We start from the raw sequence: 26,613 nt of genomic DNA, 5'->3' as shown, positions 1-26,613 counted from the left end.
GCTTGCCAATTGCAACGTTTTCACAGTCGGCATGCGAGCTACATCGTGGATGGGTCCAACTTGTCGTCCGATGATCGGACAGCAAGCATCACGAACCGTCTTCCTCTTCTTCCTTCTTGCGCTGGGCTTCTTCCTTGCCCAAGCGCGCCTCGACCGCCTGCGGCTCGTACATCTCTTCGACGACCCGCAGGTAGAGCTCGTTGGGGTTGGGCAGGTGCTTGATCTCGCGCAATGCCTGGTCCTGACCAGCGGATTCAAGAACGAAAGTGCCGTAGTTGAGGAACCGGCCGAGCGGTGACTGCTCGTATTTCATGTCGGTGACCCGCAGCAGCGGCATCATCGCGACCTTGCGGGTCACAATGCCGTTGACCACCATCACCCGCTTATTGCTCAGGATGAAGCGGTCGAAATACCAGTCGGCGATGCGCCAGGCCACCCATCCCAGAACCACGAACCAGATCAGGACGACGGCGGTGGTCAGCCCGCTGACCTGCTGACCGGCCAGGTAACCGGAGAGGTAGCCGAGAACAAAGGTGGCGAAGATGCCAACGAGCAGCGGTGTGGTGAGATGGATCCAGTGCCGCTTCCACTCGCCCCGGAACCGCTCGGTCGGGAAGAGGTAGCGGGCCACCAGCGACGTCGGCTCGTCCTCGAGTGGGAGCACACGCCGCGGGCGGACGATGTTGCCGGATGAGTCGATCTGCAGACCGGCGAGTTCTTCGGCCGAGATGTCCGGTGGGGCGTAGCTGAGGATCGGCTCCTCGTCCACCTTGTTGGTGCCGCCGCCCTGATCGCCGCCGTAAACCGTCCGGGAGTAGGACGGGCCGTCCGAGTAGGAGGGGCGGTCGCCGTAGCCCGGGCCCTCGTCAGGTTGCAGGCGAGGGATCGGCTCCGTGTCCCGCTGCCTTCGGCGACGGGCGGATTCCTCGTCTGGGTCTGGAGGCTCCGTGGACGGGCTGCCCATCGACGGCTAGGCGACGAGGCTCGTGAAGAAGTCGCCGAAACCTTGCGCTATGTCCATGATGCCCGCGCCGAGCGACTTGAACACGTCGGCCGCCGAGTCCGGCCGGAACGCGATGAAAAATATCAGGAAGGCGATTCCGCCCCAGGTGAGGATCTTCTTGACCATTGCGGGCCAGCCCCCTCCGTGTGGCGCGCCGAGACGATCGTCACGGCAGAACCAGAATAACAGTCATACACCTTGCGGTGGTCACCCCATCGCGGGAAAAGAGCTCACGCTTTTCCGTGCAGGTACGGAGAAGGCGCTCCGTACACGAGCTCGGGCGGCACCCACTCGGAGAGATCGTGCAAAATCACGTCCTCCGCGAGGAGATAGCCCGCGCTCGCTGGCCACGCTATCGCATAGAGCCACATCCCACGAGCCTCTCCAGCATAGGCACTGCGGTCGACCGGTGACTGCACCGCCCACAGTGGAGTGGGGTGACCGCCCGCCCTGATCTTCGCGTGTGCTCCCGTGCCGCCACCCGTCGCGTCCGTCATCACGTCGGCGAGCAGAGCGCCCGGATCCGGTCCCGCGATGCCGGCGAAGCGCATGCCCAGGCCGACTCCGGGCTCCTCCGCCACGAGCATCAGGTCGGCGGGCCCGCCACCGAGGGGCGCCGGGCCGCTGAACGTGGCCGCCGTGGCCCGTACGCCGGTGCGGTCGTCACCGGCCCAGGCGACACCGGTCATCGTCCAGCCGGGCAGCGGCGGCCACGGGCACCACAGAGGAACGGGTTGCCCGCCGTGGCCGGTCGGTCCGGCGGCGACCCGGGCGGCGACGGTGTCGACGATCTCGGGTCCGATGTGCTCGGCGGCGTGCAGCGGTGGCACCGGACCGCAGCCATCGCAGCGCCAGTCGGTATGCATCAGGTCCGGCGGCCGAACATCACGGCCGCAACGTGGACAACTCGTCGCCACACCCACACCACCTACGGTGCTGCGCCACTCGCCACAAGTCAAGCGAACCGCCCTTTTCGGTCACCTGCCGCGCGTGGCGCAGGTGCCTCAACAGCCGCCGGCGGAAACCGAGCCCGGCGGGGTTCAGCCCGGCGGGGGCCCCGCGTGCGCGCGGATCCAGGCGTGCATGGCGATTCCGCTGGCCACCCCCGCGTTGATGGAGCGGGTGGAGCCGTACTGGGCGATGGAGAAGAGCGCGTCGCAGGCGGCGCGGGCCGCCTCGGACAGGCCGGGCCCCTCCTGCCCGAAGAGCAGCACACAGCGCCGCGGCAGGACGACCGTCTCCATGGGGCGCGATCCGGGCAGATTGTCGATGCCCACCACCGACAACGCGTGCTGGTGCGCCCACGTCACGAAGTCTTCGATCGCCTCGTGGTGCCGGACGTGCTGGTAGCGGTCCGTCACCATGGCGCCCCGCCGGTTCCAGCGGCGCCGCCCCACAATGTGCACCTCGGCGGCGAGAAAGGCGTTCGCGTTGCGGACGACAGTGCCGATGTTGAAGTCGTGCTGCCAGTTCTCGATCGCGACATGGAACTCGTGGCGGCGCTCGTCGAGGTCGGCCACGACCGCCTCCCGCCGCCAGTAGCGGTAACGGTCCACCACGTTGCGGCGGTCGCCCTGGTCGAGCAGGTCCGGGTCGTAGCGAGGGTCGTCCGGCCACGGACCCGGCCATGGTCCGACACCGACGTCCACCTGGTCACCCTCCACGATCTGCAGAGGGTACGGCGCGGCGGCGGACCGTTGCCGGGCGGCAGGGGCAGCGGGACGACTGTCGCCTGGGGCGGCGGCGGGACGAGCGGTGCGGCGTGGCGCGGTCGGGCGTCAGGCCAGCGCGAGCGCGATACCCAGATCGTTGAGGAACTGCCGTTCGGCGGCGGCCAACTGGGCGACGCCGAACGGGGGAAGCGCGCGGGGACGGCCGGCGTCGAAGCCGCGGGCCGCGACGCACTGCACCCACTGCCGGTACGCCGCGGAGTCGGCCGGGTCGGCCCGCTCGACGAGCACGCGGACCGCCTGCCGGCAGCTCGTGAGCAGCGCGGCGAGATCGACGTCCGGGTCGACAGCCCGCCCGTTCACCGGGCGGTCCTCATCGGACTCGGTGTAGATGCTGGCGACGACTGCGCGCACCAGGTCGCTGTCGAAGGCACGCCCGGCCGCGATCGCCGCGAGCCCGGCGAGCCCTTCGGCGACAGTTCGCCGGGGACGGTCAACCTCGATCGAGGTGGCCACCACGATCACCCGTCCGGGCAGTCGGGTCAGCAGTTCCCATTCCGGGGCCGAGAACGCCGGTATGGACAGTTGGCCGAGGGCCCGGCCGGCGCCGGGCGGGTCTCCCGAGGAAGAACGACGCGGCATAGCGACCTCCCGAAGCGAGCATATGCCCACTTTCCACCACTGCGCCGCTTGTGATCCTTGCATCCCTCTTCGGCGGCGCACACGAACCCCACCGTCCGACCGGATCGATTCAGGCCCGCGGCTCGGGAAAGCTCGGCCGCTCGGGGTCGACGCCCTCCGGCACCGCCGCGGCCGCGTACTCCCGCTTCGGAACCATTACCCGGCGCCGGAAGACACACACCATCGTGCCGTCCTGCTTGTAGCCCTTGGTCTCGACCGCCACGATCCCGCGGTCGGGCTTCGAGCCCGACTCTCGCTTGTCCAACACCGTGGTCTCGCCGTAGATGGTGTCGCCGTGGAAGGTCGGCGCCACGTGGCGCAGCGACTCGACCTCAAGATTGGCGATCGCCTTGCCGCTGACGTCCGGCACGGACATGCCCAGGAGCAGCGAGTAGATGTAGTTGCCGACCACGACGTTGCGCTTGAACTGGGTGGTGGACTCGGCGTAATGCGCGTCCATGTGCAACGGGTGGTGGTTCATGGTGAGCAGGCAGAAGAGGTGGTCGTCGTATTCCGTCACGGTCTTACCCGGCCAGTGCCGGTAGACCGCGCCGACCTCGAACTCTTCGTAGTACCGGCCGAACTGCATCGTGAACTCCTCGGAGGCGGCGATGAAGTAGGGCACAGCATGCCTTACCGAGGGTTAAGGATGACGGCGGGGTTCGATCGGCCCGGATTCGCCACACGGGCGCCGCGGCAGGCCCGAAAACGGGGCCGGACGCAATGAGCGGCGGGGCCCTCCCCGGCACCCGCCGCCCACGCTTTATTGACCATGATTCTGCCGGACGGCCGGAGCGGTGGAAAGAGCGCGACCGGAGACCGGGGCCACAGTTACCATTTTGTTACGTCACGGCCCGTAAGAGGACAACTTCCCCCACGTGATCATCGTCGCCGATGTTTGCCCTCTTCAGGCGGAGCTCGGGAAACTCCTCCCGGCGCCGATCCGGCCCGCTTTGGAAACGCTCCCATTACTTGCGGTCACTGCGTCCGCCGTAATCCGACACTCCGCGCCGCCGAGGGTCGAACCATCGCCGTCGATACCGCGCCGACCCGGATACCACGCGGGCGGCGTTTCAGCCGGCGACCGCCGGGAATGCCTGACGGTACGGATGGGTTCTTGGTGGCGTAAGCCAATCTTGCGATCGGAGAGATCAATGGCGACCGTTGAACTGACCACGGCGAACTTCGACTCGAAGACGAGCGAGGAGGGGATCGTCCTGGTCGACTTCTGGGCGAGCTGGTGCGGCCCGTGCCTGCGGTTCGCCCCGGTTTACGAGCGTTCCTCCGAGAAGCACACGGACATCGTGTTCGGCAAGCTCGACACCGAGGCTCAGCAGGAGATCGCCGCCAAGTTCGACATCCGGTCGATTCCGACGATCATGGCCATCCGCGACGGCGTGATCGTGTTCGCGCAGCCCGGAGCCCTGCCCGAGTCGGCGCTCGAGTCGCTGATCGAGCAGGTGCGCGGGCTGGACATGGATGACGTGCGCAAGCAGCTCGCCGCCCACAACCACTGAGCTGGGCCGATCCGATCCGGCGCACCACCACGGCGCACGGCTCCGGCCGGAGGTATCCGGCCGGAGCCGTGTCACCGCTGCGTCGCGCAGGTCAGGCGACGTGCTCCCGGTATCCGGCGAGCGCCGCGTCCAGCACCTCGCGTCCCGGCCGGGCCCACACGTCGGCGTGGAAAACCTCCACCTCGACCGGACCCTCGAAGCCCGTCGCGTCGACCGCCTCGCGGAACCGACGCAGCTCCACCGAGCCCGCGCCCGGCAGGCCGCGTCCGAGCAGGACGCCCTCGGGCAGCGGAGTGATCCAGTCGGCGACCTGGAAGCACGCGATCCGCTTCTCCCGACCGGCCCGCTCGATCTGCGTCCATACCTGGTCGTCCCACCACACGTGGTAGGTGTCAACCACCACGCCGACCGCCTCCGACGGGTACGGCGCCGCCAGGTCCAGCGCCTGCCCCAGACTCGCCACGACGCACCGGTCGGAAGCGAACATCGGATGCAGCGGCTCGATCGCCAACTGCACACCCGCGCTCAGCGCGTGCGGCACCAGCTCACCGATCGCCGCACCGACCTGGGCCCGCGCCCCGTCGATGTCGCGGCTCCCCTGCGGCAGGCCACCCGAGACGAGCACGAGCGCCGGGGCGCCGAGCGTGGCCGCCTCGTCGATGGCGCGCCGGTTCTCGTCGTACCAGTCGGGGCTGTTGAAGAAGCCACCGCGGCACAGCGACGTGACCGCGAGCCCGGCGTCGCGCACGAGCGCCGCGGTCTTCTCCAGGCCGTAGGCGGCGGTCTCCTCCCGCCACAGCCCGACCCCGGTCACCCCGGCGTCCACGCAGCCCGCAACCAGGTCTTCCATCGGCCAGTACTTCGTGGTCGCCTGGTTGAGCGAGAACCTGCGCATGCCGTCACCCGTCACTGGGTCACCCCCACCGTCGTCAGCCAGGCCCGTGCCCGGTGCGCCGCCAACTCGGCGTCGGGCAGCAGCCCGGCGGCGTCGGCGAGTCGGAAAAGCTCGATCAGATGCCACGGCGACCGGCCGCTGTGCAGACCGCCGACCATGGTGAAGTGGTCCTGATGCCCGGCCAGCCAGGCCAGGAACACGATGCCGGTCTTGTAGTAGTAGGTCGGCGTGCCGAAGATGTGACGCGACAGCGGCACGGTCGGCGCGAAGATCCGGTCGTACGTCGCCAGATCGCCGGCGTCCAACGCCCGCAGCGCCGCCGCGGCCGCCGGCGCGATCGCGGCGAAGATGCCGAGCAGCGCCTCCGAGTGCCCCCGGTCGTCGCCGCGGATCAGCGCCGGATAGTTGAAGTCGTCGCCCGTGTAGAGCCGCACCCCCGCCGGCAGCCGCCGGCGCAGCGCCACCTCGAACTCCTCATCGAGCAGCGAAACCTTGATGCCGTCGATTTTCGGCGCGTGCTCGCCGATCAGCGTCAGCACCGTCTCGGTCGCCGCGTCCAGGTCGGAGGTGCCCCAGTAGCCGGCGAGCGCCGGGTCGAACATCGACCCGAGCCAGTGCAGCACCACCGGCGAGTCCGCCTGGCGCAGCAGCTCGCCGTAGACCGCCAGGTAGTCGTCGGCCGACCCGGCCGCCGCGGCCAGGTGCCGGCTGCACATGAGTACGGGCTGCGCGCCCGCCTCCTGCACGTCGTCGAGCTGCTCGGCGTAGGCCTTGCGCACGTCGTCGAGGGAGGCCGGCCCTTGCGGCAGCTGATCGGTGACGACGCCGGCGACGATCTTCCCGCCGACGTCACGCGCCTCGCAGGCGCTGCGCCGCACGAGCTCGCGGGTCGTGGCGTAGTCCAGCCCCATGCCCCGCTGCGCGGTATCCATCGCCTCGGCCACCCCGAAGCCGTGCTTCCACAGGTGGCGCCGGAACGCGAGCGTCGCCTCCCAGTCGAGCTCGGCGGGGGCACCCGGCACGTTGTCGGCAGTCGGGTCGGCCACCACGTGCGCGGCCGCGTACGCGGTCCGGGAGGTGAAGCCCGCCCCGGCGACGGCGAACTCCCGGCCCGCGCCGCTGAAGATGAAGCGGCCGTCGGGCAGGTTGACGGAGGACGTCACGATTCCAGCTCGGGGATCTCGATGCGCCGACCGTCACGGGCGGACTGCAGGCCCAGCTCGGCGAGCTGCACGCCACGCGCGCCGGCCCACAGGTCCCAGGTGTACGGCTCGTCCTCGACCACGTGACGCAGGAAGAGCTCCCACTGCGCCTTGAAGCCGTTGTCGAACTCGTCGTTGTCCGGCACGACCTGCCACTGCGACCGGAAGTCCTCCGTGGCGGGCAGGTCGGGGTTCCAGACCGGCTTCGGGGTGGTCGAGCGGTGCTGGATGCGGCAGTTGCGCAGCCCCGCGACGGCGCTGCCCTCGGTGCCGTCCACCTGGAACTCGACCAGCTCGTCCCGGTAGACCCGGACGGTCCAGGACGAGTTGATCTGGGCGACCACGCCGCCGGAGAGCTCGAAGATCCCGTATGCCGCGTCGTCCGCCGTCGCCTCGTAGGGCTCGCCGTTCTCGTCCCACCGCTTGTCGATGTGCGTCGAGACGTGCGCGGTCACCGCGTTGACCCTGCCGAAGATCTGCTCCAGCACGTAGTGCCAGTGCGGGAACATGTCGACGACGATGCCGCCGCCGTCGGCGGTGCGGTAGTTCCAGGAGGGACGCTGCGCCGGCTGCCAGTCCCCTTCGAACACCCAGTAGCCGAACTCGCCGCGGATCGACAGGATCTTGCCGAAGAACCCGCCCTTGACGAGGCGGTCCAGTTTGCGCAGACCGGGAAGGAAGAGCTTGTCCTGCACGACTCCGTGCTTGATGCCCGCGCTGTCGGCCAGCTTGGCGAGTTCGACGGCGCCGGAGAGGTCCTCGGCGGTCGGCTTCTCGGTGTAGATGTGCTTGCCCGCCTCGATCGCCAGCCGGAGCGCCTTCTCGCGCTGGGCGGTGACCTGGGCGTCGAAATAGATCTGCACGTCCGGCCGGGCCAGTGCCGCGGCGAGGTCGGTCGTCCACTCGGTGAGGCCGTGCCGCTCGGCGATCTCGCGGAGCTTCGTCTCGTTCCGTCCGACCAGGATCAGCTCCGGCCAGAGCCGGGTGCCGTCACGCAGGGGCAGACCGCCCTGCTCCCGGATGGCGAGCAGGGACCGGACCAGGTGCTGGCGGTAACCCATGCGTCCGGTCACCCCGTTGAGCACGATCCCGATGGTCGTACGGGCCATTCCGCTGCCTCCTCAGGCCTCGTCAGGTAAGCGCTTTCCCCGGGACGTTACTGGCCGGGGGGCAGCTTCGGCAAGGGCTTTCCTCTATAACGACGCGTGTCACGCTATTCTCACGGGCAACCGGCTCCGGGCCGCCGGGGAAAGGCTGGACCGCATGGCCACCTTGGCCGACGTCGCGCGGCGGGCAGGCGTCTCACCCGCGACCGCCTCGCGCATCATCAACGGCAGCAGTAAACCGGTCACCGAGGCGCTCCGCGAGCGCGTGCTGGCCGCCGTGGAGGAGCTGCAGTACGTGCCGAACGCGCACGCTCAACTCCTCGCCCGCTCGCATCGCAGCGCGGTCGGCGTGGTCGTGCACGACGTCTCCGACCCGTACTTCGCCGAGATCACGCGAGGGCTCCAGCGCGTCGCGACGGAGAACGAGCGCCTGGTGATCATCTGCAACAGCTACCGCGACCCGGAGAAGGAGCTGCAGTACGTCGAGCTGCTCCGCGCCCACCAGGTGGCCGCGATCGTGCTGGCCGGCTCCGGCTACCACGACGAGAAGTTCACCGAGACGATGAACAGCAAGCTGCGGGCCTACGAGAGCACCGGCGGCCGGGCCGTGGTGATCGGACGCCACGACCACGCCGGCGACGCGGTCGTGCCGGACAACGAGATGGGTGGTTACCTGCTCGGCGCCGAGCTCTACGCGCTCGGCCACACCGAGATCGGGGTCGTCGCCGGACCGAAGCTGCTCACCACGACCACCGATCGGATTGCCGGCCTGCGCCGCGCCGCGCGCGAGCACGGGCAGAAGCTCCCCGCCCGCCGGGTCGCGTACGGCGACTTCGACCGCGACGGTGGGGCGTCCGCGGCGGCCACGCTGCTCGACGCCGCACCGGAGATCACGGCGATCGCCGCGCTCAACGACCCCATGGCCATCGGCGTGCTGGCGCTGCTCCGGGCCCGGGGCATCGACGTTCCGGGCCAGATCAGCGTCACCGGCTTCGACGACATGCCGGTGGCCCGCGACGTCACTCCCGCGCTCACCACCGTCCGCCTGCCGCTGGCCGACATGGGCGCCCGGGCGATGACGCTGGCACTGCAGGAGCCGGTGGACGGACGAGAGCCGCGCATCGAGGAGGTCGGGGCGGAACTCGTCCGCCGGGAGAGCACCGGTCCGCTCCCGCGCTGACCCGATCGGCACGTCGCGGCGTGTCGTCGTTGCGGATTACTCGTACGCGTGTTCGAATAGTGGCCATGCGCTGGGACAACTTGTCGGCTCCCCCCGACCCCAGCCTCCCCCCGGAGGCAGCGCCAGCGGCACCACCCCTGCCGCTGGCGCTGCCCGGAGCCGTCACACGCACCTTCGACACCCCCGGCTTCGCCGGGATGACGTTCTACGAGGTACAGGCAAAATCGATCATCAACCGCGTGCCTGGCGCGTCACGTGTCCCTTTTGAGTGGACTATTAACCCTTATAGGGGTTGTTCCCATAAATGCAATTATTGTTTCGCGCGCAACACCCACACCTACCTCGACCTGGACGCCGGGCTCGACTTCGACAGCAAGGTGATCGTCAAGGTCAACGCCGGTGAGCTGGTGCGGCGCGAGCTCGCCGCGCCGAAATGGCGCGGCGCCCACATCGCGATGGGCACCAACGTCGACTGCTACCAGCGCGCCGAGGGCCGCTACAAGCTGATGCCGCAGATCATCGCGGCGCTCCGCGACTTCGCCAACCCCTTCTCGATCCTGACCAAGGGCACGCTGATCCTGCGCGACCTGGAGCTGCTCCGCCAGGCTGCCGAGGTCACGCGGGTCGGGATCTCGTTCTCCGTCGGCTTCCTCGACGAGGCGATGTGGCGGTCGGTCGAAGCCGGCACGCCGAGTCCGCGTCGACGCCTCGATGCGGTCCGCACCCTCACCGACGCCGGGTTCTCAGTCGGCGTGCTGATGGCGCCGATCCTGCCCGGGCTCACCGACACCGACGAGTCCATCGAGGAGACGGTCGCGTCGATCGCCGCCGCCGGCGCCGTGAGCGTCACGCCGCTCCCCCTGCACCTGCGCCCCGGCGCCCGCGAGTGGTACGCCGCGTGGCTCGGCCGGGAGTTCCCGCGGCTGGTGCCCCACTATCGCGAGCTCTACCGCGACGGCTCCTACCTGCCCCAGAGCTACCAGCGGGAGATCGTGGCGCGGGTGCGGATGGCAAGTCGGCGGCACGGACTGCACCGCGCCGAGCCGGGCGAGACGCGTCAGGTGCCGACCTCGCCGGAGGAGTCGCGCACCCTGCGCACCCGTCCCGCCCGGGCACCGGATCCGGGCGGCGAGCAGTTGACCCTGCTCTAGGCGTCCGCTCGTGGCGCTGCCCCGACCTGCCCACGGAGTTAGAGTCGCCAGGTGCGAAGCCCTCAGCAGATCCTGGCCGACTCGGCCGTCATCGCGGTCGTCGGCGCCTCCCGTGACCCGGGCAAGGCGGCACACAGCGTGCCGCTGCAGATGCAGCGGCACGGCTGGCGGGTGATCCCGGTCAACCCGTACGCGGACGAGATCTTCGGCGAGCAGGTCTACCGGTCGCTGGCCGAGATCCCGCACCCCGTCGACCTGGTCAACGTGTTCCGCCCCGCGCAGGACGCCCTGCCCGTCGTCCGGGAGGCGGTGGCGATCGGTGCTCCGGCGATCTGGCTGCAGCTCGGCATCGTCTCCGCCGAGGCGCGGCGGATCGCGATGGAGGCCGGCATCGACTACGTGGAAGACCTGTGCCTGGCGGTCGAACGCGCCGTCGGCGGGCTGACCCGCCAGGCATAGGCCTCACCCTCACCGTCCCCGCTCACCACCCCCGGTCGAGCAGGGGGATCCGCACCGCCGCCGTCGCCGTCGCCGATCGGGTGGTCGGCGCCGTCCCGCTGAAGGCGGTCAGCACCAGCTGCTCCAGCGCCGGCGACGGGTCTCCGCCCCACGGGTTGAGCGAGATCGCGAGCTGCGCTCCGCCGTCCTCCGTGGTCAGCGCATAGGTCACATAGCCGGGAATGCCCCCGGTGTGGCCCCACAGCATCGTGCCGGAGGGCAGCGGGACCCGGAAGATGCCGAGGCCGTACTCAAGCGGTCCGGCCAGCTGCGTCGTCATCGCCCGCAGTTGAGCCGGGCGCAGCAGCCGTCCGGTCAGCAGCGCGCGGTAGAACCGGTTGAGATCCGCGGCAGTAGAGATCATCTCGCCGGCGGCGCCGGCCACCGACGGGTTCATCGCCGTGATGTCCACCGGCTGGATCCCGCCGTCCCGCTCCACCGGCAGATAGCCGTGGGCGTGCGGGCCCGCGATGAACGGATCGGTGCCCGGAAGTTCGGTGCGCCACGCGCGCAGCGGACGCAGGATCCGCCGGGCGATCTCGCCGCCGTAGGCGCGCCGGGTGACGCGTTCGATCACCAGGCCGAGCAGGATGTAGTTGGTGTTGCAGTAGGACCAGGACATGCCCGGCTCGAAGAGCAGCGGCTCGTCCGCGGCGAGCGCCACCAGGTCACGCGGCCGGTAGGTGCGGTAGCGGTCGCGGATGAAGTCCTCCACCCTCGACAACACCTCGTCGGTGTAGTTGTAGAGGCCGCTTCGGTGCTGCAGGAGGTGCCGCACGGTGATCCGGTCACCGGCCGGAAGCGTCTTCGGCAGCCACCGCTCGACCGGATCGTCGAGACCGAGGCGGCCCTCCCCCACCAGCTGGAGCGCCACCGTGGCGACGAAGGTCTTGGTGACGCTGCCGACCCGGAAGCGCCCGTCGGCCGGCACCGGTCGGGAGTGGCCGAGCTCGGCGACTCCGCTGCCGCCCCGCCACACGCCGTCGCCGTCCCTCAACTCGGCCAACGCGCCCGACGCGCCGGTCGCCACCACGTCGTCGAGCGCCTGGTGCAGGGCATCACGACGGGGATGCGCCGCCGGCGCGGCGGCCGCGGACGTGCCACTCACCGCGCCCGCGGTCAGGGCCACCGCCGCCGTGGCGCCGGTGCGGAGCAGTAGTCGACGAGTCGTCATCAGGCCTCCCGGGATCGAAGAATTGACATGCGTAAGCATGCCCGCTCCGCCCGGACGGCGACTCCTGCCGAGGCAGGAGATCTACCCCTAATTGCTCAGAGCTTGTACTGCTTGAGCAGACCCCGCGAAATGATCGTCTTCTGGATCTCCGAGGTGCCCTCGCCGATGAGCAGGAACGGCGCCTCCCGCATCAGGCGCTCGATCTCGTACTCCTTGGAGTAGCCGTAGCCGCCGTGGATGCGGAACGCCTCCTGCACCACCTCGGCGCAGTATTCCGAGGCGAGCAACTTGGCCATGCCGGCCTCGACGTCGTTGCGGGCGCCCGCGTCCTTCAGCCGCGCCGCGTTGACCATGAGGGCGTGCGCGGCCTCGATCTTCGTGCCCATCTCGGCCAGCTTGAACGCGATGGCCTGGTGCTTGGCGAGCGGCGCCCCGAAGGTCTGCCGCTGCTGGGCATAGGCGACCGCGAGTTCGAAGGCCCGGATCGAGATGCCGCAGGCGCGCGCCGCGACGTTCACGCGGCCGACCTCGATGCCGTCCATCATCTGGTAGAAGCCGCGGCCGAGCCCGCCCTCGACCCCGCCGAGCACCGCCGACTCCGGCACGGTCACCCCGTCGAGGACCATCTCGGTCGTCTCGACGCCCTTGTAACCCATCTTCTCGATCTTGCCGGGGATGGTGAGGCCGGGGGCGGTCTCGCCGAAGCCCGGCTCCTTCTCCAGCAGGAACGTGGTCATGTTGCCGTAGACCGAGTCGGCGCCGAGTTCGGTCTTGACGAGGGTGGCGACGACCGACGACTGCGCACCGTTGGTCAGCCACATCTTCTGTCCGTCGAGCACGAAGCTGTCCCCGGAGCGGACGGCCTTCGAACGGATCGCCGCGACGTCGGAGCCGCAGCCCGGCTCGGACATGGAGAAGGCGCCGCGGACCTCGCCGGTGGCCATCCTGGGCAGCAGCGACTGTTTCTGCTCGGGCGAACCGTGCTGGGAGACCAGGTACGCGACGATGAAGTGGGTGTTGACGATGCCGGAGATCGACATCCAGCCACGCGACAGCTCCTCGACCACCAGGGCGTACGTCAGCAGCGACTCGCCCAGGCCGCCGTACTCCTCGTCGATGGTGAGCCCGAAGAGCCCCATCTCCCGCATGCCGTCGATGATGTCGGCCGGGTACTCGTCGGCGTGCTCCAGCCGCTGCGCGTGCGGGATGATCTCCTTGTCGGCGAACTCCCGCACGGTCTCGAGGATCGAGCGCTGGACCTCTGTCAGGCCGGGTGTCTGGGCTAGGCGGGCCATGATCAGCCTCCGGAGATCGGCGGGTTTACTGGCGAGTAACCAAACGCTCGATCAGTATCGTCTCCGCGCTGGAGCGACGCCAAGGTGGGCGGTCGCTACATCCGGTGTGAAAAGGTTCACGAGCCAGTAGCGTCCGCGAATAAAGGAGGAGAAATCGCATGAACAACCCCTCACCAGGTGCTGGCCCGGACCCGTACCAGCCGGGTGGCGCCCCCGACCCCTACCCGCCGCAACCATCCGGCGGGGATCCGTACCAGCCGCAACCGCCGTACGGACAGCCGGACCCACAGCAGGGCTACCACCAGCAGCCCGGCTACGAGACTCCCGGTTACCAGCCCGGCGGCTACCCTGACCCCGGTTACCAGCCCGGCGGTTACCCGCCCCCGGGTTACCAGCCCGGCGGCTACCAGACCGGCGGCACCAACGTGATGGCGATTCTGTCGCTGGTCTTCGCCTTCGTCTTCTCACCCGCCGGGATCGTTCTCGGCCATCTCGCGAAGAAGCAGATCCGGCAGACCGGTGAGCAGGGCGACCAACTCGCCACGTGGGGCCTCGTGCTGAGCTACATCTTCACCGGAATCTCGGTCGTCGTCTGCTGCGGCGCGGCCGCGCTGGGCGTCTTCGGGGCGAGCACGAGCGGGGGCGGCGGCTACTGAGGGCCGCCCCGCACGACTCCGGTCAGCGGAACTGCCCCTCACTCACGCTGTTACCGCCGTCGACCACCAGCATCTGGCCGGTGATGTAGGAGGCGGCGGGCGAGCAGAGGAAGGCGATCGCCGCGGCCACCTCGTCCGGCGTGCCGGGGCGGCCGATCGGCGTGCCCAGCCCCTGCTTGAGCTCGGCCACCGTGGACGCCGCGGTGTAGATGGTGCCCGGCGCCACCGCGTTGACGGTGACCCCGTCGGCGACCATCTCCATCGCGAGCGCGCGGGTCAGCCCGACCACGCCGGCCTTCGCCGCGGCGTAGGCCGCCTCGGTCGGCAGGGCGTTCACCGGACCGGCGGTCGCCGAGAGGTTGACGATGCGACCCCAGCCGCGCTCGGCCATGCCGCCGATGAACGCGCGGCTACACAGGAAGGCCGTGGTGAGGTTGCGGTTGATCTCCGCCTGCCACTCGTCGAACGTCAACTGCGCGACCGGGCGCAGCACCTCGGGGCTCGCCCGGCTCGCCAGCCCCGCGTTGTTGACCAGCACCTCGACATCGCCGAGCTGCTCGGCGACCGCATCGGCGAGCGCACCCACCTCCGCCTCATCGGTGAGGTCCGCGACGAACCCGGTCGCGCCCAACTCGGTGGCTCGCTCGTGGATCCGCCGGGTCGTCGACACGATCGCGACCCGCGCGCCGAGGTCACCCAACCGCCGCGCCGTCGCGTAGCCGATCCCGTCCGGGCTGCCGGCCCCGGTCACCAGGGCGACCCGCCCGTCGAGCCGAAGCGTCACCGGGTCCTCGGTGGAGCGTGCGCCGCGATCGGCGTCGGCAGGACGCGTGTCGTCGCGGTGAGGTGAATTGCCGGACGCCTCACCGGCACGCGCGTCGAATCCCATGACCGAGATCCTGCCCGGTCGAAGCGGTTCGGGCAACGACGTGCGGAAGTGGCGTCCGGTACGGCCCCGCACGTCGTCCGCCGTGGTGGCCAGGGCCGACTACCCTGTCGTCGCATCCCTGCGTCAAACGGAGAGACTCGATGACCAACCCCGAGCAGCCCGGCAACTGGAGTGACCCCTCCTGGCCGGCGCAGCAGCCGACGGGATCCCCGGATCCGACCTACCCCATGGCCGCACAGCCGGTGACCGATCAGCCCGGGAGTCAGCAGCAGCCGCAGAACTACCAGCCGCAGAACTACCAGCCGGTGGCTGAGCAGCAGATGCTGGGGCAGCCGGCCAGCACGCAGCAGTTCGGGCAGCCGGGCTACGGCGCACCGTTCAGCGGCCCCGAGGGCTACCCGGCGCCCGCCCCCGGATACCCGCCCTACGGCTACCCGGTGATGGCCGCGCCGCCCACCAACGGTCTCTCCATCGCGTCGATGGTCGTGTCCATCATCGCCGTCATGGGGCTCTGCGGCTACGGCATCGGCGGGTACATCGGCATCGTCGGCGCGATCCTCGGGCACGTCTCCCGCCGGCAGATCCGCAGCCGTGAGCAGGTCGGGCAGCCGGAAGCCGGGGCCGGAATGGCGCTCGCCGGCATCATCATGGGCTGGATCGCCACCGTGATCGCGGTGCTGGCCACAGTGGCCATCGTGGTCTTCGCCGTCTGGCTGAGCAACCAGGATCCGTCCACCAGCTACGCCGACTGACGCCGACGTCCGACGAGGAGACGACGGGCAGCTATCTCGGCAACCGTGCCCGCGCGGAGATCCGCCGGTCCGGCGAGGAGGGTGAGGGCCTACCTGGGATTCTTCGGACTCATCGTGGCGGCGGGCGCATCGCGGTGACGGAGCGGATCCCACGCAGGGCGCGGCCGGGACACGGCCGCGCCCTGACGAGGACCGTCAGGCCTGCGGCGGGGTGAAGCTGGTGGTCCGGCTCATGCCGGCCGCCCGTCCCTTGGCCGAGATCACCAGCGCCATCTTGCGGGACGCCTCGTCGATCATCTCGTCGCCGAGCATGACCGCGCCCAACCGGCCGCCCGCCTCCGAGGTGTAGTGCTCGTAGGCGTCGAGGATCAGCTCGGCGTGGTCGTAGTCCTCCTGCGCGGGCGAGTAGACCTCGTTGGCCACCTCGATCTGGCCCGGGTGCAGCACCCACTTCCCGTCGAAGCCGAGGGCCGCGGAGCGCTTCGCCACCTCGGCGAAGGCGTCGACGTCCCGGATCTGCAGGAAGGGGCCGTCGATCGCCTGCTTGTCGTGCATGCGGGCAGCCATCAGGATGCGCATGAGGATGTAGTGGTACGGGTCGCCGGGGTAGTCCGGGTGCAGGGCGCCGACGGCCAGCGACTTCATGTTGATCGAGGCCATGAAGTCGGCCGGGCCGAAGATGATGGTCTCGACGCGGGGCGACGCCGCGGCGATCGCGTCCACGTTGACCAGACCGGCGGCGTTCTCGATCTGCGCCTCGATGCCGATCCGGCCCACCGGCAGCCCGAGCGTCTTCTCGATCTGGGTCAGGGTCAGGTCGAGCCACTCCACGTGGGCCGCGGTCTGCACCTTGGGCAGCATGATGCAGTCGAGGTTCGCGCCCGCGCCCTCGACCACCTCCACCACGTCGCGGTAGGTCCAGGACGTGGTCAGGTCGTTGACCCGTACGACCCGGGTCTTGCCGCCCCAGTCACCGTCGTTGAGCGCCGCCACGATGTTCTTGCGCGCGTCGGGCTTCGCCAGCGGTGCGACGGCGTCCTCCAGGTCGAGGAAGACCTGGTCCGCGGGGAGCCCCTGCGCCTTGTCGAGCATCTTCACGCTCGACCCGGGCACGGCGAGGCACGACCGGCGGGGACGACCAACTGCGGCCATCGGACGGCTCCAATCTGCTGCCGGCGGCTGTCTTCAGCCCGGCTTAGGGATCGATAAGGCGTTGTTACGTCACGGTAACCTCGCCGCATGACCGGCGAGAACCAACCTGTGGAAGATCTCACTGAGCCGTCCGCCCAGGGCCGGGCGGACCGGCGGCGGGTGACCGTGGTGACCGGCGCGAGCTCGGGGATCGGGCTCGCCGCCGCGATCGCCCTGTCCATTCGGGGCGACGAGGTGGTGCTGGTCGGGCGCGACCCGGCCCGGCTCGCCGCCGCCGCCGACGACGTCGCGCAGGTCAGTGGGGAGCCACCGGCGACGTTCCGGGCCGATTTCGCGGTCCTCGACGACGTACGCACACTGGCCGGGGAGTTGCGCGCGGCGTACGACCGCATCGACGTGCTCGCCAACAACGCCGGCGCGATCCTGATGCGTCCGATGACCACCGTGGACGGTTTCGAACTGACGATGCAGGCGAACCACCTGGCGCCGTTCCTGCTCACCTGTCTGCTCCGGGACCGCGTCGGCCGGGTGGTCGTCACCGCGTCCGCCGCCCACCGCAGCGGCGCGCTCGATCCCGCCGACCTCTCCCGGCAACTCGCCGGCTACCGGGCGATGCGGGCGTACGGAACCAGCAAGCAGGCGAACATCCTCTTCGCCGCCGAAGCGGCCCGACGCTGGCCGGCCCTGCTCACCACCTCCTTCCACCCCGGGGTGGTCCGGACCCGCTTCGCTTCGGACAGCACGTTCGTCGCGCTGGGCATGAAACTCGCACCCTTTCTCCGCACCCCCGCGCAGGGGGCGCAGACCCTCGTCTGGCTGGCCGAGCAGGACGCCCGTGGGCTGACCAACGGCGGCTACTACGTGAACCGCCGGCTGCGGGCGCCGCTGGCCAAGGCCGCCGACCCGCAACTCGCCGCCCGCCTGTGGGAGGCGAGCGAACGCGCCGTCGGGTTGAGCTGAGAGGAACCGTCGCCGGGACAGCCGGCGCCATGCGGTGTCATCGGTCGGCTGGACGCGCGCCGCCGACCGGTCAGGCGGCGGGGACCCGCTCCGACTCCGGCTCCGGAGGTAGCGGCGGCGGCACGGTGCGCCGGCCGAACCGGGCGCCGCCGATCACGACGATCGCCACCCCCGCCAGCAGCAGCGCCAGGCCGGGCAGCGCCGCCGGGCGCGGCATCTGCCCCAGCCAGAGCCAGCCGATCAGGGCCGCGCCGGGCACCTCCAGCAGGATCAGCACGCTGATGCTGGTGGCGGAGACCCGGTGCAGCGCGTAGTTGAACATCGAGTGCCCGAGAAGCTGCGCGCCGACCACCAGGCCGAGGATCGCCAGCCAGGTCGAATCGTCGAAGCCGACGAGCCGTACGCCGCCGAGCAGGCAACCGACGAGCAGGACGAGCGCGCACACGCCGTAGCAGATCGTGGTGTACGTGGTCGTGCTGACCGCCGTGCGCGCCCGCTCGCCGAACGCGGTGTAGATCGCCGCCGTCATCGCACCGAGCAGGGCGAGCAGGTCACCCGTGAAGGCCTGACGAGAGACGCCGAAGTCGGCTCCGGTCGCAAGCGCGGCGCCGGCGACCGCCACGGCGATGCCCACCCAGGTGACCGTCGGCAGCCGTTTGCCCTGCCAGAGCGCGATGAAGCCCTGCCAGACCGGTTGCGTGGCGACGAGCGCCGTCGCCGTCGCGACCGACGTCAGCTTGGCGCTCGGCGTCCAGCTGGCGAAATGAGCGGCGAGGGAGACCCCGGCGAGCACGCAGTAGCCGCCCTGCCGACGGCTCCCGCCGCGGATCAGCGAGGCGAGTTCGCCACGTCGTCGCAGCAGCGCGAACGGGCCGAGCGCCCCCGCCGCGAGCGCGTTGCGCCAGAACGCGATGGCGAGCGCCGGCGCGGCCGCGTAGGCGATCAGCGGACCGGACGACGACACCGCCGCGACGGCCAGGGCGATGGCGCCGGTGGTCAGCGCGTCGAGCGGCGCTCCGTGCGGTGACGGTGGGTAACGGTTGGTCACGCTGAATCATCCTGACTCATCGCTTGTTGCATACATCTCACGCATGATGATCGACCGGGTGATGTACGCATCGTGAACGACTAGCTACGCTTCGCGGGGGTCCCCGCCTGGGGGATCCTCTCCCACCCCCGGAGGCTGATCCCCCGTGCCCCCATACCGCGCGGTGCTCTTCGACTTCTTCGGCACCTTGACCCGCGCCGTCACTCGAGGACCACACCACGTCGAGATCGCCCGGACTCTGGGATGCGATCCCGGCGCGCTGGTCGGCGTACTCGACCGGTCTTTCCACGCCCGTGCGCGGGGCCGGTTCGGCTCTGCGGAGGAGACCCTGCGGTGGGTCGCGGAGCAGGCGGGCGGAGATCCGTCGCCGGCGGCGCTGAAGGCGGCGGCCGGGGCGCGCGTCGAGGCCGTCCGCGCGGACACGGCGCTTCGGGGCGACGCCGTGGCCACCCTGCGCGCACTGCGGCAACGCGGGCTACGCACCGCGGTGATCAGCGACTGCACCCACGAACTGCCGCTCTTTCTGCCCCGCCTGCCGGTGGCGCCGCTTCTCGACACCGCGGTCTATTCGATCGAGGTCGGGCACTGCAAGCCGGACCCGGCGATCTACCTCGCCGCGTGCGAACGGCTGGGAGTGTCACCGGAACGCTGCCTGTACGTCGGCGACGGGGGGAGCCGGGAGCTGACCGGCGCCGGCGCGATCGGCATGACACCCGCCCGGCTGGCCGCCCCGGACCTCGTCGGACACCTCGCCTTCAACGCCGATACCGGCTGGAGCGGCGCGACCATCACCTCGCTCAGCGACGCCGTGGCGCTGGTCGACCGCTTCCCGGCCCTGGTCTGACCGTCGCCGTCCGACGCCGGAGGTGGGAGGCGGTGCGCGCCGTCGTACGGCAGGATGCAGGACGTGACTGACGAGCCTGCCTCGCCCCTGACCGACGAGGCGATGAAGAAGGCCGCCGTGGCGTGGATCGCGGTCGGCGACAGGCCCGCCCTCGGACTGTGGTGCCTCCCCCTCGACGGCGCGCTCTACGTGGTCAGCGGCCCCGGCGAGCAGTCGGCGCCCGGCCTGGCCGACGCGGCGGCGGCGACGGTGACGCTCCGCGGCGACCACGGCGGTCGCATCGTGACCTGGCCGGCGGCGGTGGCCCGGATCCTGCCCGGCACAGAGCAGTGGTCGACGCTCGCGCCACAGGTCGCCGCCAAGCGGCTCAACGCGACCGGCACCGCGACCGAGCTGGTCGAGCGGTGGGCGGCCACCGGATGCGCGCTCAACCACCTCAGCCCGGCGGGCGCGCCGGTCGCCGCGGGCGAGTCGCTGCCCGACGGGTCGCTCGCCGAGCCGCCGCGGGAGACGCCCGCGGTGCGGCGTACCAGGAAGCCGTTCCGGTTGCACAAGGTCCGCCGCCGTTGAGCTGCGCCGACCGGCGCTAGCCGACGAAGGGCGGCACGGTGATCTCGCCACGGCCGATCGACACGACGTGGCCGGCGACCGTCGCGCCCACCGCCGCCCCGCCGGTCGCGGTCACCGTGCACTCCAACAGCGACGGCCGGTGGAGCTCCAGACCCTGGTGGACGACGTACGACGAGCGCCCCTCCGCGGGGAGCAGCCCGCTGGCGACCGCCCACACGCCGAGGCCGAGCGCCGCCGAACCCGTGGCCGGGTCCTCCGGCACCCCCACCCCCGGGCAGAAGACGCGCGCGTGGACGGTGCGCTGCGCGGCGTCCCAGGCGAAAACGCTGACCTTGGGTACGCCCGCTAGGGCGGCGGCCGTCGGATCGACCGCGGCCCGTGCCACCGCGTCGGGTCGGACCGAGAGGTACGGAAACTCCAGCCCGCAGCCGGCGACGCGCGGCGGCGGTCCGGCGTAGTCCTCGGGGCCGAGCCCGACGATCCCGAGCAGGACGGCCGGGTCCAACTCCAGCCCGACCGTCGGCGTCCCGCCGGTGAGCATCGCCCTGCCGTCGGCGGTCACCTCGATCGGCAGCAGGCCGGCACCGCACTCCTGAACGACCTGGCCCGGCTCACGCAGACCGCGCCGAACGACGGTCACCGCGCCGCCGACACTGGGATGACCAGCGAACGGCAGCTCGCGGCCCGGGGTGAAGATCCTGGCCCGGTAGCTCGCGGCGCCCTCGGTCGCCGGCAGGATGAAGATCGTTTCGGAGAGGTTGAACTCCCGGGCGATCGCCTGCAACTGCTCCGCGGCGAGCGCCTCCGCGCCGAAGACGACGGCGAGCGGATTGCCCGCGAACGGCCGGTCGGTGAACACGTCCACGATCTCGTACGCCAAGGTCGACATGGTCATTAACCCTAGGCGCTTAGGCTTGACCGGTGACTACGGCGAGCAAGGTGTACATAGCAAGATTAGCCGGCCTCGCCGTTTACGATCCCAATGGCGACCAGGTCGGGCGGATCCGCGACGCCGTCGTGCGGCTCCGCACGACCAACCGGACCCCGCAGGTCGTCGGTCTGGTGGCCGAGATGCCGATGCGTCGACGGATCTTCCTGCCCATCACCCGGATCACCTCGATCGACCCCAACGCGGTCGTCCTCGGCACCGGCACCCTCAATCTGCGCCGCTTCGAGAAGCGCCCCAATGAGCTGCTGGTCCTCGAGGACCTGCTCGACCGCCGCGTCGTGATCGAGCAGATCGACCGACCCGGGGTCGTCGTGGACGTGGCGATGGAACGCAGCCGGCGCGGTGAGTGGTCGCTCACCCGCGTCGCCGTGCGGGAGCAGACCGGACGGCTCACCCGACGTGGCCACGTACACCAGTTGGACTGGGACCGGGTGCGCGGCCTGATCGGACCGTCGGACGCGCAGGGGATCGCCAACCTCCTGGCCCTGATGGACACGATGCGCCCGGCCGACCTGGCAAACGCCCTGCAGGATCTCCCGGACAGCCGGCGCAACGAGGTCGCCGCGGCGCTCGACGACGAGCGCCTCGCGGACGTCCTGGAGGAGCTGCCGGAGCGCGACCAGGTCGAGATCCTCACCGCGGTCGGACGCGAACGGGCGGCCGACGTGCTGGAGCAGATGGATCCCGACGACGCGGCCGATCTCCTCGGCGAGCTGCCCCCGCCCGAGCAGGAGGTGCTGCTCGACCTGATGGAGCCCGACGAGGCCGATCCGGTGCGCCAACTGCTCAAATACAGCCCGGGCACGGCGGGCAGCGTGATGACCTCCGAACCCGTGATCTTGACACCGGACGCGACGGTCGCCGAGGCGCTGGCCCGCATCCGCGAGCCCCAGCTCTCCCCCGCCATCGCCGCGCAGGTCTTCGTGACCCGGCCGCCGATGGCGACCCCCACCGGCCGGTACCTCGGCATGGTGCACTTCCAGCGGCTCCTCCGCGAGCCGCCGGCGGAGATCCTCGGGGGCGTGGTCGACAACGACATCGACCCGCTGCAACCCACCACCCCGCTGCCCGAGATCACCCGGCGGATGGCCACGTACGACCTCGTCGCCATGCCCGTCATCGACGCCGCCAACCGTCTGGTCGGCGCGGTCACCGTCGACGACGTCCTGGACCACTCGTTGCCACCGGACTGGCGGGACCGGGACGCCCCCCTCCCCATCACGCCGGGCACCGGCACCGGAGGCGGTCATGGCTGATCAGCTCCGCGACGCCCGACTCGACCAGCCCAGAGACCCGCGACGGGTACGCCTGCCCCGGGTCAGCGGGGAGACCTTCGGCCACTTCGCGGAGGCATTCGCGCGGTTCATGGGGACCCCCCAGTTCATCGCGTACATGACCATCTTCGTGATCGTCTGGATCGCGGTGAACCTCGCCGGCGTTTTCGGGCTCCACTGGGACCCGTACCCGTTCATCCTGCTGAACCTCTTCTTCAGCACCCAGGCGTCCTACGCGGCCCCGCTGATCCTGCTCGCGCAGAACCGGCAGGCGGACCGGGACCGGTTCGCTGTCGACGAGGACCGGCGGCGGGCGACGGCGCAGAAGGCCGATACCGAATACCTCGCGCGGGAGATCGCGGCGCTGCGGATCGCGCTCGGCGAGGTGGCGACCCGCGACTTCCTCCGCTCGGAGCTGGGACGGCTCGCCGAGGAGCTGGACGAGCAGGCCCAGCGACGGCACCGGCTGGAGCTCAAGCAGAGCCAGCACGAGCTGCGGTACTCCGGCCAGCGGGCGGAGACGACAGGGTTGGAGCCGTACGGCGGGTCGGCGCGCGACTGACGCGGCGCCGCCGGCGCGAGACCGGTCGGGATCGGGCACGGACCGGGGAAAAGTTATCGCCGCGCGCCTCAAGGGGCTAGGCGCGCGGCGTTACTCAACGATCGTTGCATCAGGAGCGGTACGGCGTCCAGCGCCGCTACGACATTTTCTGAACCCGCCGCTCGGGCGGCCCGCGCCCCTATAATCCCGCATCGACTCGCTCACACCGGCGGTGGTGAGCGGCGGTGGCGGCATGCCAGCGACGTAACATGGCGGGCATGTCAGCACCCGTGAGCACCATGGAGGAGGCCGTCCAGGCCGCCCTCGCCACCGTCGACGACCCGGAGATCCGCCGCCCCATCACCGACCTGGGCATGGTGCGCTCCGCTGAGATCGGCGCCGACGGCGTCGTACGCGTGCACTTGCTGCTCACGGTCGCGGGCTGCCCGCTCAAGGACAAGCTGCGCACGGACATCACCCGCGCGGTGGGCGCGGTGCCGGGCGTCACCGGCGTCGAGATCGAGTTCGGCGTGATGAGCCCGGAGCAGCGCCAGTCGCTGCAGAGCACGCTGCGCGGTGGCGGTGCCACCGAGGAACCGGTGATCCCGTTCGCCCAGCCCGGCTCCCGCACCCGCGTGTACGCGGTGGCGAGCGGCAAGGGTGGCGTCGGCAAGTCGAGCGTTACCGTCAACCTCGCCGCCGCGCTGGCCGCCCGCGGCCTGTCGGTCGGCGTGATCGACGCCGACATCTACGGCCACTCGGTGCCGCGGATGCTCGGGACGGAGGCGCGACCGACCCGCGTGGAAGACATGATCATGCCGCCACAGGCGCATGGCGTGAAGCTGATCTCCATCGGGATGTTCACCGCCGACAACGCCGCCGTCGTCTGGCGCGGTCCGATGCTGCACCGCGCCCTGCAGCAGTTCCTCGCCGACGTCTACTGGGGCGATCTGGACGTGCTCCTGCTCGACCTGCCGCCGGGCACCGGCGATGTCGCCATCTCGCTGGCGCAGCTCCTGCCCAACGCCGAGATCCTCGTGGTCACCACGCCGCAGACCGCCGCCGCCGAGGTGGCCGAGCGGGCCGGCGCGATCGCGCTGCAGACGCACCAGCGGCTGGTCGGCGTGGTGGAGAACATGTCCTGGTTGGAGCTGCCGAACGGCGAGCGGATGGACATCTTCGGCAGCGGCGGTGGCGCCGCCGTCTCCGAGTCGCTGACCCGTCTGATCGGTGCACAGGTGCCGCTGCTGGGCCAGATCCCGCTCGACACCCGCGTCCGCGAGGCGGGCGACAGCGGCACGCCGATCGTGGTGGCCGAGCCGACCGCGCCCGCCGCGATCGCGCTCGACGCTGTCGCCGAGCGCCTGGCGGTCCGCCGCGAGTCACTGCTCGGCAAGTCGCTCGGCCTGCGCCCCGCGGGTCGCTGACGCGACAGCACCACGTTCTGCACGCGACGATCCGGACCGGCCACCGCCGGTCCGGATCGTTTTGTCTGTGCCGATCCGATCAAGGGCTGTCGCCGCGGTCGACCGCACGGTGTCCCACGGGATGAGACGCAGGCGGCGGGGGCGTCAGGTGGCGTCGTGGTCGAAGGTCTGCGCGCGTCCGCCAACCGCCGAACCGCTGTCGGATCCGCCCACCCCCGCGCCGCCGGACCGCGCGGAGGAGCGCAGGTCCGCTGCGGACGCGACGTCCTTCAGCTCGTTGTGCACCCCGCTCAGATCGGCGCGCACGTCGTCGTAGACCCCACGCAACGGCTTGCGCAGCGCCTCCTCGTCTTCCTCGCTGAGCAGGTGCTTGCGGATGAACGCCTTCGGGTGCAGGTCTTCGAGCTGGATGTCGGTGCCGAGTTCGCGGCTCAGGTCGCTGGTGGCGTTGCTCGCCATGTTGCGCAGGTTGCGCACCATGCGCAGGCCGTCGGAGATGACGGCGGGAAGCCGGTCGCCGAAGATCAACAGCGCGAGGAGCAGGAGGGCCCCGATCTCCCACCAGTTGAGGTTTTCGAACATGCCCCGCGCCTCCCTCTGCCGTACGCGCAAGAGTACGCACGCCGCGGCCCACCTCGGCAAGGGCTGTCCGGGTTACTTGGCGTCCGCCGCGAGTGTCACCGAGGCCTTCTGGTTGCTGTTGCCCCGCCGGTACTCGACCGTCACCACCGCGCCGGGGGCGTACTTGCGGACCAGCGCGATCAGGTCGGTCGCCTCGGCCAGCGGATGCCCATCGATCTTGAGTACGACGTCTCCGGCACGCAGGCCGGCACCCGCGGCGGGACCCCCGTCCGAAACCGAGGAGAGGCGCACTCCCGAGCCACCCGTCCGCGCGGCGTCCGTCACCGTGGCACCGATCACCGTCCGCCGGGCCCTCCCCGTGTCGATGATGTCGCGGGTGACGCGCTTCGCCTGGTTGATCGGGATAGCGAAGGCGAGACCGATGTTTCCGGCCTGCTGGTCATCGGGGGCGAGCGACTTGATCACCGAGTTGACGCCGACGACCCTGCCCGCGGAGTCGACGAGCGGACCACCGGAGTTGCCCTGGTTGACCGCCGCATCGGTCTGGATGGCCGCGTAGTAGCGCACCTGGCCACCCGGCTCGCCCGCCTGGATCGTCCGGTCGAGCGCGCTGACGATCCCCGCGGTCACCGTGTTGGCGAGCGCCAGCGGCGAGCCGATGGCCAGCACCGGGTCACCCACGGCGATCGCCTCCGAGTCGCCGAACTCGACCGGGACCAGGCCGCCCCGGCCTACCTTGATCACCGCGATGTCCGACTCCGGGTCCTTGCCGACCACCTTGGCCGACGCGGTGGTGCCGTCGCTGAAGACCACGGTGGCGGAGCCTGACCGCGCCGTCGCCTCGACCACGTGGTCATTGGTGATGACGTAGCCGTCGGCGGTGGCCACGAATCCCGAACCGACGCTGAAGCCGCCGCCACCGCTGACCTGGACCGTCACGACACTGGGAAGCAGCCGCTCGGCGACGCCGGCCAACGAATCGGCGGGGCGGTTGGCGAGTGCGGGGGCACCCGAGGCGGGAGCGCCCAGCTCACCGCCCGACCCGATGCCACCGCGCACGGCCAGGGCGTAGCCGAGGCCGCCGCCGAGCGTCCCGGCGAGCAGCGCGGTCACGAGCGACACGAGGAGGACCGGGCCGAGGCGGCGTGGCGCGGGCGCGTCCGGGTCGACGACCGGCTCCGGCGCCACGGCCGGGTCGGCGGGCGGGATGGGCACCACCACCGCGGCGGGCGTGCGCGGGTCGCGCCAGGGGTCGCTCAGGGCGTCGGACCACCATGGCGACGAGGCGGGACTCACGCCACCGCCCGGCGGAGCCGGCGGACCCCCGGACGGCGGCGGGTACGCCGGCGTCGCGGACCCGTCGGGCTGGCGCCACTTCCAGCCGTCGGTCACGTTTGCTGCCTCCCAGTCCGTCCCCGGAGCGCCGTCGGCGGACGCAGGTCCGATGGCCGTGCTCCGCATCCAGGATTACACGGATAATCGAAGAGCATTCAGCAGATGTCGAAGGCACGGAACGCCGGGCCGTGTTTGCTCGATGCCCGGAGCGGGCCGGGCGCAGAGCCCGACCGGGCGCGGCGGTTGATCGACGCGACACCCG

General features: G+C 70.7%; 29 protein-coding genes. 12 read left to right on the top strand and 17 right to left on the bottom strand.

From position 1 onward, the window contains the following. Window positions 1-88: 88 nt before the first annotated feature. The 6 genes from AB0J06_RS08610 to AB0J06_RS08585 all read right to left on the bottom strand — a co-directional run bounded on the left by AB0J06_RS08610 (window position 89) and on the right by AB0J06_RS08585 (window position 3,943). A complete protein-coding gene (locus tag AB0J06_RS08610; protein WP_357426137.1) occupies window positions 89-964 on the bottom strand; it encodes a PH domain-containing protein in 876 nt (291 codons plus the stop codon). 6 nt (window positions 965-970) lie between these two features. Further along, window positions 971-1,129, bottom strand: a complete 159-nt coding sequence (locus tag AB0J06_RS08605) for a hypothetical protein (RefSeq protein ID WP_175543471.1) — start codon at window positions 1,127-1,129, stop codon at window positions 971-973. Window positions 1,130-1,233: 104 nt separating this feature from the next. After that, entirely contained in the window at window positions 1,234-1,920 is a 687-nt protein-coding gene (locus AB0J06_RS08600; protein ID WP_357426259.1) for a DUF6758 family protein, read from the bottom strand. Window positions 1,921-2,043: 123 nt separating this feature from the next. After that, window positions 2,044-2,667, bottom strand: coding sequence for an RNA methyltransferase (locus AB0J06_RS08595; protein WP_357426135.1), 624 nt, complete (start codon window positions 2,665-2,667; stop codon window positions 2,044-2,046). A 114-nt stretch (window positions 2,668-2,781) separates the two neighbouring features. Further along, complete coding sequence (locus tag AB0J06_RS08590; RefSeq protein ID WP_357426133.1) at window positions 2,782-3,315, bottom strand: hypothetical protein; 534 nt, start codon at window positions 3,313-3,315, stop codon at window positions 2,782-2,784. Window positions 3,316-3,424: 109 nt separating this feature from the next. Beyond that, complete coding sequence (locus AB0J06_RS08585) at window positions 3,425-3,943, bottom strand: MaoC family dehydratase (RefSeq protein WP_357426257.1); 519 nt, start codon at window positions 3,941-3,943, stop codon at window positions 3,425-3,427. 565 nt (window positions 3,944-4,508) lie between these two features. Between AB0J06_RS08585 and trxA the strand changes: the two genes are divergently transcribed. Next, entirely contained in the window at window positions 4,509-4,871 is a 363-nt protein-coding gene (gene trxA / locus AB0J06_RS08580; RefSeq protein WP_357426131.1) for a thioredoxin, read from the top strand. Window positions 4,872-4,962: 91 nt separating this feature from the next. On the opposite strand, the gene AB0J06_RS08575 is transcribed toward trxA, so the two are convergent. Genes AB0J06_RS08575 through AB0J06_RS08565 form a run of 3 tightly spaced genes read right to left on the bottom strand, consistent with a single transcriptional unit; the run spans window position 4,963 to window position 8,077 of the window. Then, window positions 4,963-5,766, bottom strand: coding sequence for a sugar phosphate isomerase/epimerase family protein (locus AB0J06_RS08575; protein ID WP_357426129.1), 804 nt, complete (start codon window positions 5,764-5,766; stop codon window positions 4,963-4,965). Between the two features lie 11 nt (window positions 5,767-5,777). After that, window positions 5,778-6,893 (bottom strand): dihydrodipicolinate synthase family protein, encoded by a 1,116-nt coding sequence (locus AB0J06_RS08570; RefSeq protein ID WP_357426255.1) that lies wholly within the window; start codon window positions 6,891-6,893, stop codon window positions 5,778-5,780. A 32-nt stretch (window positions 6,894-6,925) separates the two neighbouring features. After that, window positions 6,926-8,077: a Gfo/Idh/MocA family oxidoreductase gene (locus AB0J06_RS08565; RefSeq protein ID WP_357426127.1), complete on the bottom strand. Its 1,152-nt coding sequence runs from the start codon at window positions 8,075-8,077 to the stop codon at window positions 6,926-6,928. 154 nt (window positions 8,078-8,231) lie between these two features. Between AB0J06_RS08565 and AB0J06_RS08560 the strand changes: the two genes are divergently transcribed. The 3 genes from AB0J06_RS08560 to AB0J06_RS08550 all read left to right on the top strand — a co-directional run bounded on the left by AB0J06_RS08560 (window position 8,232) and on the right by AB0J06_RS08550 (window position 10,864). Continuing rightward, window positions 8,232-9,254: a LacI family DNA-binding transcriptional regulator gene (locus tag AB0J06_RS08560; protein ID WP_357426125.1), complete on the top strand. Its 1,023-nt coding sequence runs from the start codon at window positions 8,232-8,234 to the stop codon at window positions 9,252-9,254. 65 nt (window positions 9,255-9,319) lie between these two features. Beyond that, entirely contained in the window at window positions 9,320-10,405 is a 1,086-nt protein-coding gene (locus AB0J06_RS08555; RefSeq protein ID WP_357426123.1) for an Rv2578c family radical SAM protein, read from the top strand. A 51-nt stretch (window positions 10,406-10,456) separates the two neighbouring features. Beyond that, window positions 10,457-10,864: a CoA-binding protein gene (locus AB0J06_RS08550; RefSeq protein WP_357426121.1), complete on the top strand. Its 408-nt coding sequence runs from the start codon at window positions 10,457-10,459 to the stop codon at window positions 10,862-10,864. 22 nt (window positions 10,865-10,886) lie between these two features. Here AB0J06_RS08550 and AB0J06_RS08545 read toward each other — a convergent pair whose 3' ends face one another. Together AB0J06_RS08545 and AB0J06_RS08540 are read right to left on the bottom strand one after the other, a co-directional pair. Further along, entirely contained in the window at window positions 10,887-12,077 is a 1,191-nt protein-coding gene (locus tag AB0J06_RS08545; protein ID WP_357426119.1) for a serine hydrolase domain-containing protein, read from the bottom strand. A gap of 95 nt (window positions 12,078-12,172) precedes the next feature. Continuing rightward, entirely contained in the window at window positions 12,173-13,372 is a 1,200-nt protein-coding gene (locus AB0J06_RS08540) for an acyl-CoA dehydrogenase family protein (RefSeq protein ID WP_357426117.1), read from the bottom strand. Window positions 13,373-13,530: 158 nt separating this feature from the next. Here AB0J06_RS08540 and AB0J06_RS08535 point away from each other — a divergent pair, with 158 nt between their 5' ends. After that, the gene (locus tag AB0J06_RS08535) at window positions 13,531-14,028 is read left to right on the top strand and encodes a DUF4190 domain-containing protein (protein ID WP_357426115.1); all 498 of its coding nucleotides are present in this window, start codon (window positions 13,531-13,533) and stop codon (window positions 14,026-14,028) included. A 22-nt stretch (window positions 14,029-14,050) separates the two neighbouring features. Here the strand turns inward: AB0J06_RS08535 and AB0J06_RS08530 are convergent, their stop codons facing one another. After that, window positions 14,051-14,917: an SDR family NAD(P)-dependent oxidoreductase gene (locus AB0J06_RS08530; RefSeq protein ID WP_357426113.1), complete on the bottom strand. Its 867-nt coding sequence runs from the start codon at window positions 14,915-14,917 to the stop codon at window positions 14,051-14,053. Between the two features lie 140 nt (window positions 14,918-15,057). Here AB0J06_RS08530 and AB0J06_RS08525 point away from each other — a divergent pair, with 140 nt between their 5' ends. After that, complete coding sequence (locus AB0J06_RS08525) at window positions 15,058-15,669, top strand: DUF4190 domain-containing protein (RefSeq protein WP_357426111.1); 612 nt, start codon at window positions 15,058-15,060, stop codon at window positions 15,667-15,669. Between the two features lie 195 nt (window positions 15,670-15,864). On the opposite strand, the gene AB0J06_RS08520 is transcribed toward AB0J06_RS08525, so the two are convergent. Next, window positions 15,865-16,821 (bottom strand): CoA ester lyase, encoded by a 957-nt coding sequence (locus AB0J06_RS08520; RefSeq protein WP_357426109.1) that lies wholly within the window; start codon window positions 16,819-16,821, stop codon window positions 15,865-15,867. A gap of 87 nt (window positions 16,822-16,908) precedes the next feature. On the opposite strand from AB0J06_RS08520, the gene AB0J06_RS08515 reads away from it, so the two are divergent. Then, complete coding sequence (locus AB0J06_RS08515; RefSeq protein ID WP_357426107.1) at window positions 16,909-17,781, top strand: SDR family NAD(P)-dependent oxidoreductase; 873 nt, start codon at window positions 16,909-16,911, stop codon at window positions 17,779-17,781. A 70-nt stretch (window positions 17,782-17,851) separates the two neighbouring features. Here AB0J06_RS08515 and AB0J06_RS08510 read toward each other — a convergent pair whose 3' ends face one another. Continuing rightward, window positions 17,852-18,829 carry a DMT family transporter gene (locus AB0J06_RS08510; RefSeq protein WP_357426105.1) on the bottom strand — a complete coding sequence of 326 codons (978 nt, stop codon included), beginning with the start codon at window positions 18,827-18,829 and terminating at the stop codon, window positions 17,852-17,854. Between the two features lie 145 nt (window positions 18,830-18,974). On the opposite strand from AB0J06_RS08510, the gene AB0J06_RS08505 reads away from it, so the two are divergent. Beyond that, window positions 18,975-19,673, top strand: a complete 699-nt coding sequence (locus AB0J06_RS08505; RefSeq protein WP_357426103.1) for an HAD family hydrolase — start codon at window positions 18,975-18,977, stop codon at window positions 19,671-19,673. A gap of 54 nt (window positions 19,674-19,727) precedes the next feature. Next, window positions 19,728-20,243: a hypothetical protein gene (locus AB0J06_RS08500; RefSeq protein ID WP_357426101.1), complete on the top strand. Its 516-nt coding sequence runs from the start codon at window positions 19,728-19,730 to the stop codon at window positions 20,241-20,243. Window positions 20,244-20,259: 16 nt separating this feature from the next. Here the strand turns inward: AB0J06_RS08500 and AB0J06_RS08495 are convergent, their stop codons facing one another. Then, a complete protein-coding gene (locus tag AB0J06_RS08495) occupies window positions 20,260-21,132 on the bottom strand; it encodes a PhzF family phenazine biosynthesis protein (RefSeq protein WP_357426099.1) in 873 nt (290 codons plus the stop codon). A 32-nt stretch (window positions 21,133-21,164) separates the two neighbouring features. Between AB0J06_RS08495 and AB0J06_RS08490 the strand changes: the two genes are divergently transcribed. The 3 genes from AB0J06_RS08490 to AB0J06_RS08480 all read left to right on the top strand — a co-directional run bounded on the left by AB0J06_RS08490 (window position 21,165) and on the right by AB0J06_RS08480 (window position 24,434). Continuing rightward, the gene (locus AB0J06_RS08490; RefSeq protein WP_357426097.1) at window positions 21,165-22,448 is read left to right on the top strand and encodes a CBS domain-containing protein; all 1,284 of its coding nucleotides are present in this window, start codon (window positions 21,165-21,167) and stop codon (window positions 22,446-22,448) included. Further along, window positions 22,441-23,028, top strand: coding sequence for a DUF1003 domain-containing protein (locus AB0J06_RS08485; RefSeq protein WP_357426095.1), 588 nt, complete (start codon window positions 22,441-22,443; stop codon window positions 23,026-23,028). Before AB0J06_RS08490 ends, AB0J06_RS08485 begins: the two co-directional genes overlap by 8 nt. Before the next feature lie 257 nt (window positions 23,029-23,285). Then, a complete protein-coding gene (locus AB0J06_RS08480; RefSeq protein WP_357426093.1) occupies window positions 23,286-24,434 on the top strand; it encodes an Mrp/NBP35 family ATP-binding protein in 1,149 nt (382 codons plus the stop codon). 144 nt (window positions 24,435-24,578) lie between these two features. Here AB0J06_RS08480 and AB0J06_RS08475 read toward each other — a convergent pair whose 3' ends face one another. Continuing rightward, entirely contained in the window at window positions 24,579-25,016 is a 438-nt protein-coding gene (locus tag AB0J06_RS08475) for a preprotein translocase subunit TatB (protein WP_357426091.1), read from the bottom strand. A 72-nt stretch (window positions 25,017-25,088) separates the two neighbouring features. Next, the gene (locus AB0J06_RS08470; protein ID WP_357426089.1) at window positions 25,089-26,408 is read right to left on the bottom strand and encodes a trypsin-like peptidase domain-containing protein; all 1,320 of its coding nucleotides are present in this window, start codon (window positions 26,406-26,408) and stop codon (window positions 25,089-25,091) included. Window positions 26,409-26,613 lie beyond the last annotated feature (205 nt).

Origin of the sequence: Micromonospora sp. NPDC049679 (assembly GCF_040659735.1) — a bacterium.
GTDB lineage: Bacteria > Actinomycetota > Actinomycetes > Mycobacteriales > Micromonosporaceae > Micromonospora_I.
The sequence above is the reverse complement of the archived record's forward strand: the minus strand, read 5'-3'. Positions and strand labels throughout refer to the sequence as shown.

Excerpts from the sequence above, each read along its gene's own strand:
- AB0J06_RS08610 (WP_357426137.1), bottom strand. The coding sequence starts at position 964 with ATGGGCAGCCCGTCCACGGAGCCTCCAGACCCAGACGAGGAATCCGCC.
- AB0J06_RS08605 (WP_175543471.1), bottom strand. The coding sequence starts at position 1,129 with ATGGTCAAGAAGATCCTCACCTGGGGCGGAATCGCCTTCCTGATATTT.
- AB0J06_RS08590 (WP_357426133.1), bottom strand. The coding sequence starts at position 3,315 with ATGCCGCGTCGTTCTTCCTCGGGAGACCCGCCCGGCGCCGGCCGGGCC.
- AB0J06_RS08585 (WP_357426257.1), bottom strand. The coding sequence starts at position 3,943 with ATGCAGTTCGGCCGGTACTACGAAGAGTTCGAGGTCGGCGCGGTCTAC.
- trxA (WP_357426131.1), top strand. The coding sequence starts at position 4,509 with ATGGCGACCGTTGAACTGACCACGGCGAACTTCGACTCGAAGACGAGC.
- AB0J06_RS08575 (WP_357426129.1), bottom strand. The coding sequence starts at position 5,766 with ATGCGCAGGTTCTCGCTCAACCAGGCGACCACGAAGTACTGGCCGATG.
- AB0J06_RS08565 (WP_357426127.1), bottom strand. The coding sequence starts at position 8,077 with ATGGCCCGTACGACCATCGGGATCGTGCTCAACGGGGTGACCGGACGC.
- AB0J06_RS08560 (WP_357426125.1), top strand. The coding sequence starts at position 8,232 with ATGGCCACCTTGGCCGACGTCGCGCGGCGGGCAGGCGTCTCACCCGCG.
- AB0J06_RS08555 (WP_357426123.1), top strand. The coding sequence starts at position 9,320 with ATGCGCTGGGACAACTTGTCGGCTCCCCCCGACCCCAGCCTCCCCCCG.
- AB0J06_RS08545 (WP_357426119.1), bottom strand. The coding sequence starts at position 12,077 with ATGACGACTCGTCGACTACTGCTCCGCACCGGCGCCACGGCGGCGGTG.
- AB0J06_RS08540 (WP_357426117.1), bottom strand. The coding sequence starts at position 13,372 with ATGGCCCGCCTAGCCCAGACACCCGGCCTGACAGAGGTCCAGCGCTCG.
- AB0J06_RS08535 (WP_357426115.1), top strand. The coding sequence starts at position 13,531 with ATGAACAACCCCTCACCAGGTGCTGGCCCGGACCCGTACCAGCCGGGT.
- AB0J06_RS08530 (WP_357426113.1), bottom strand. The coding sequence starts at position 14,917 with ATGGGATTCGACGCGCGTGCCGGTGAGGCGTCCGGCAATTCACCTCAC.
- AB0J06_RS08525 (WP_357426111.1), top strand. The coding sequence starts at position 15,058 with ATGACCAACCCCGAGCAGCCCGGCAACTGGAGTGACCCCTCCTGGCCG.
- AB0J06_RS08520 (WP_357426109.1), bottom strand. The coding sequence starts at position 16,821 with ATGGCCGCAGTTGGTCGTCCCCGCCGGTCGTGCCTCGCCGTGCCCGGG.
- AB0J06_RS08515 (WP_357426107.1), top strand. The coding sequence starts at position 16,909 with ATGACCGGCGAGAACCAACCTGTGGAAGATCTCACTGAGCCGTCCGCC.
- AB0J06_RS08500 (WP_357426101.1), top strand. The coding sequence starts at position 19,728 with ATGCAGGACGTGACTGACGAGCCTGCCTCGCCCCTGACCGACGAGGCG.
- AB0J06_RS08495 (WP_357426099.1), bottom strand. The coding sequence starts at position 21,132 with ATGTCGACCTTGGCGTACGAGATCGTGGACGTGTTCACCGACCGGCCG.
- AB0J06_RS08485 (WP_357426095.1), top strand. The coding sequence starts at position 22,441 with ATGGCTGATCAGCTCCGCGACGCCCGACTCGACCAGCCCAGAGACCCG.
- AB0J06_RS08480 (WP_357426093.1), top strand. The coding sequence starts at position 23,286 with ATGTCAGCACCCGTGAGCACCATGGAGGAGGCCGTCCAGGCCGCCCTC.
- AB0J06_RS08475 (WP_357426091.1), bottom strand. The coding sequence starts at position 25,016 with ATGTTCGAAAACCTCAACTGGTGGGAGATCGGGGCCCTCCTGCTCCTC.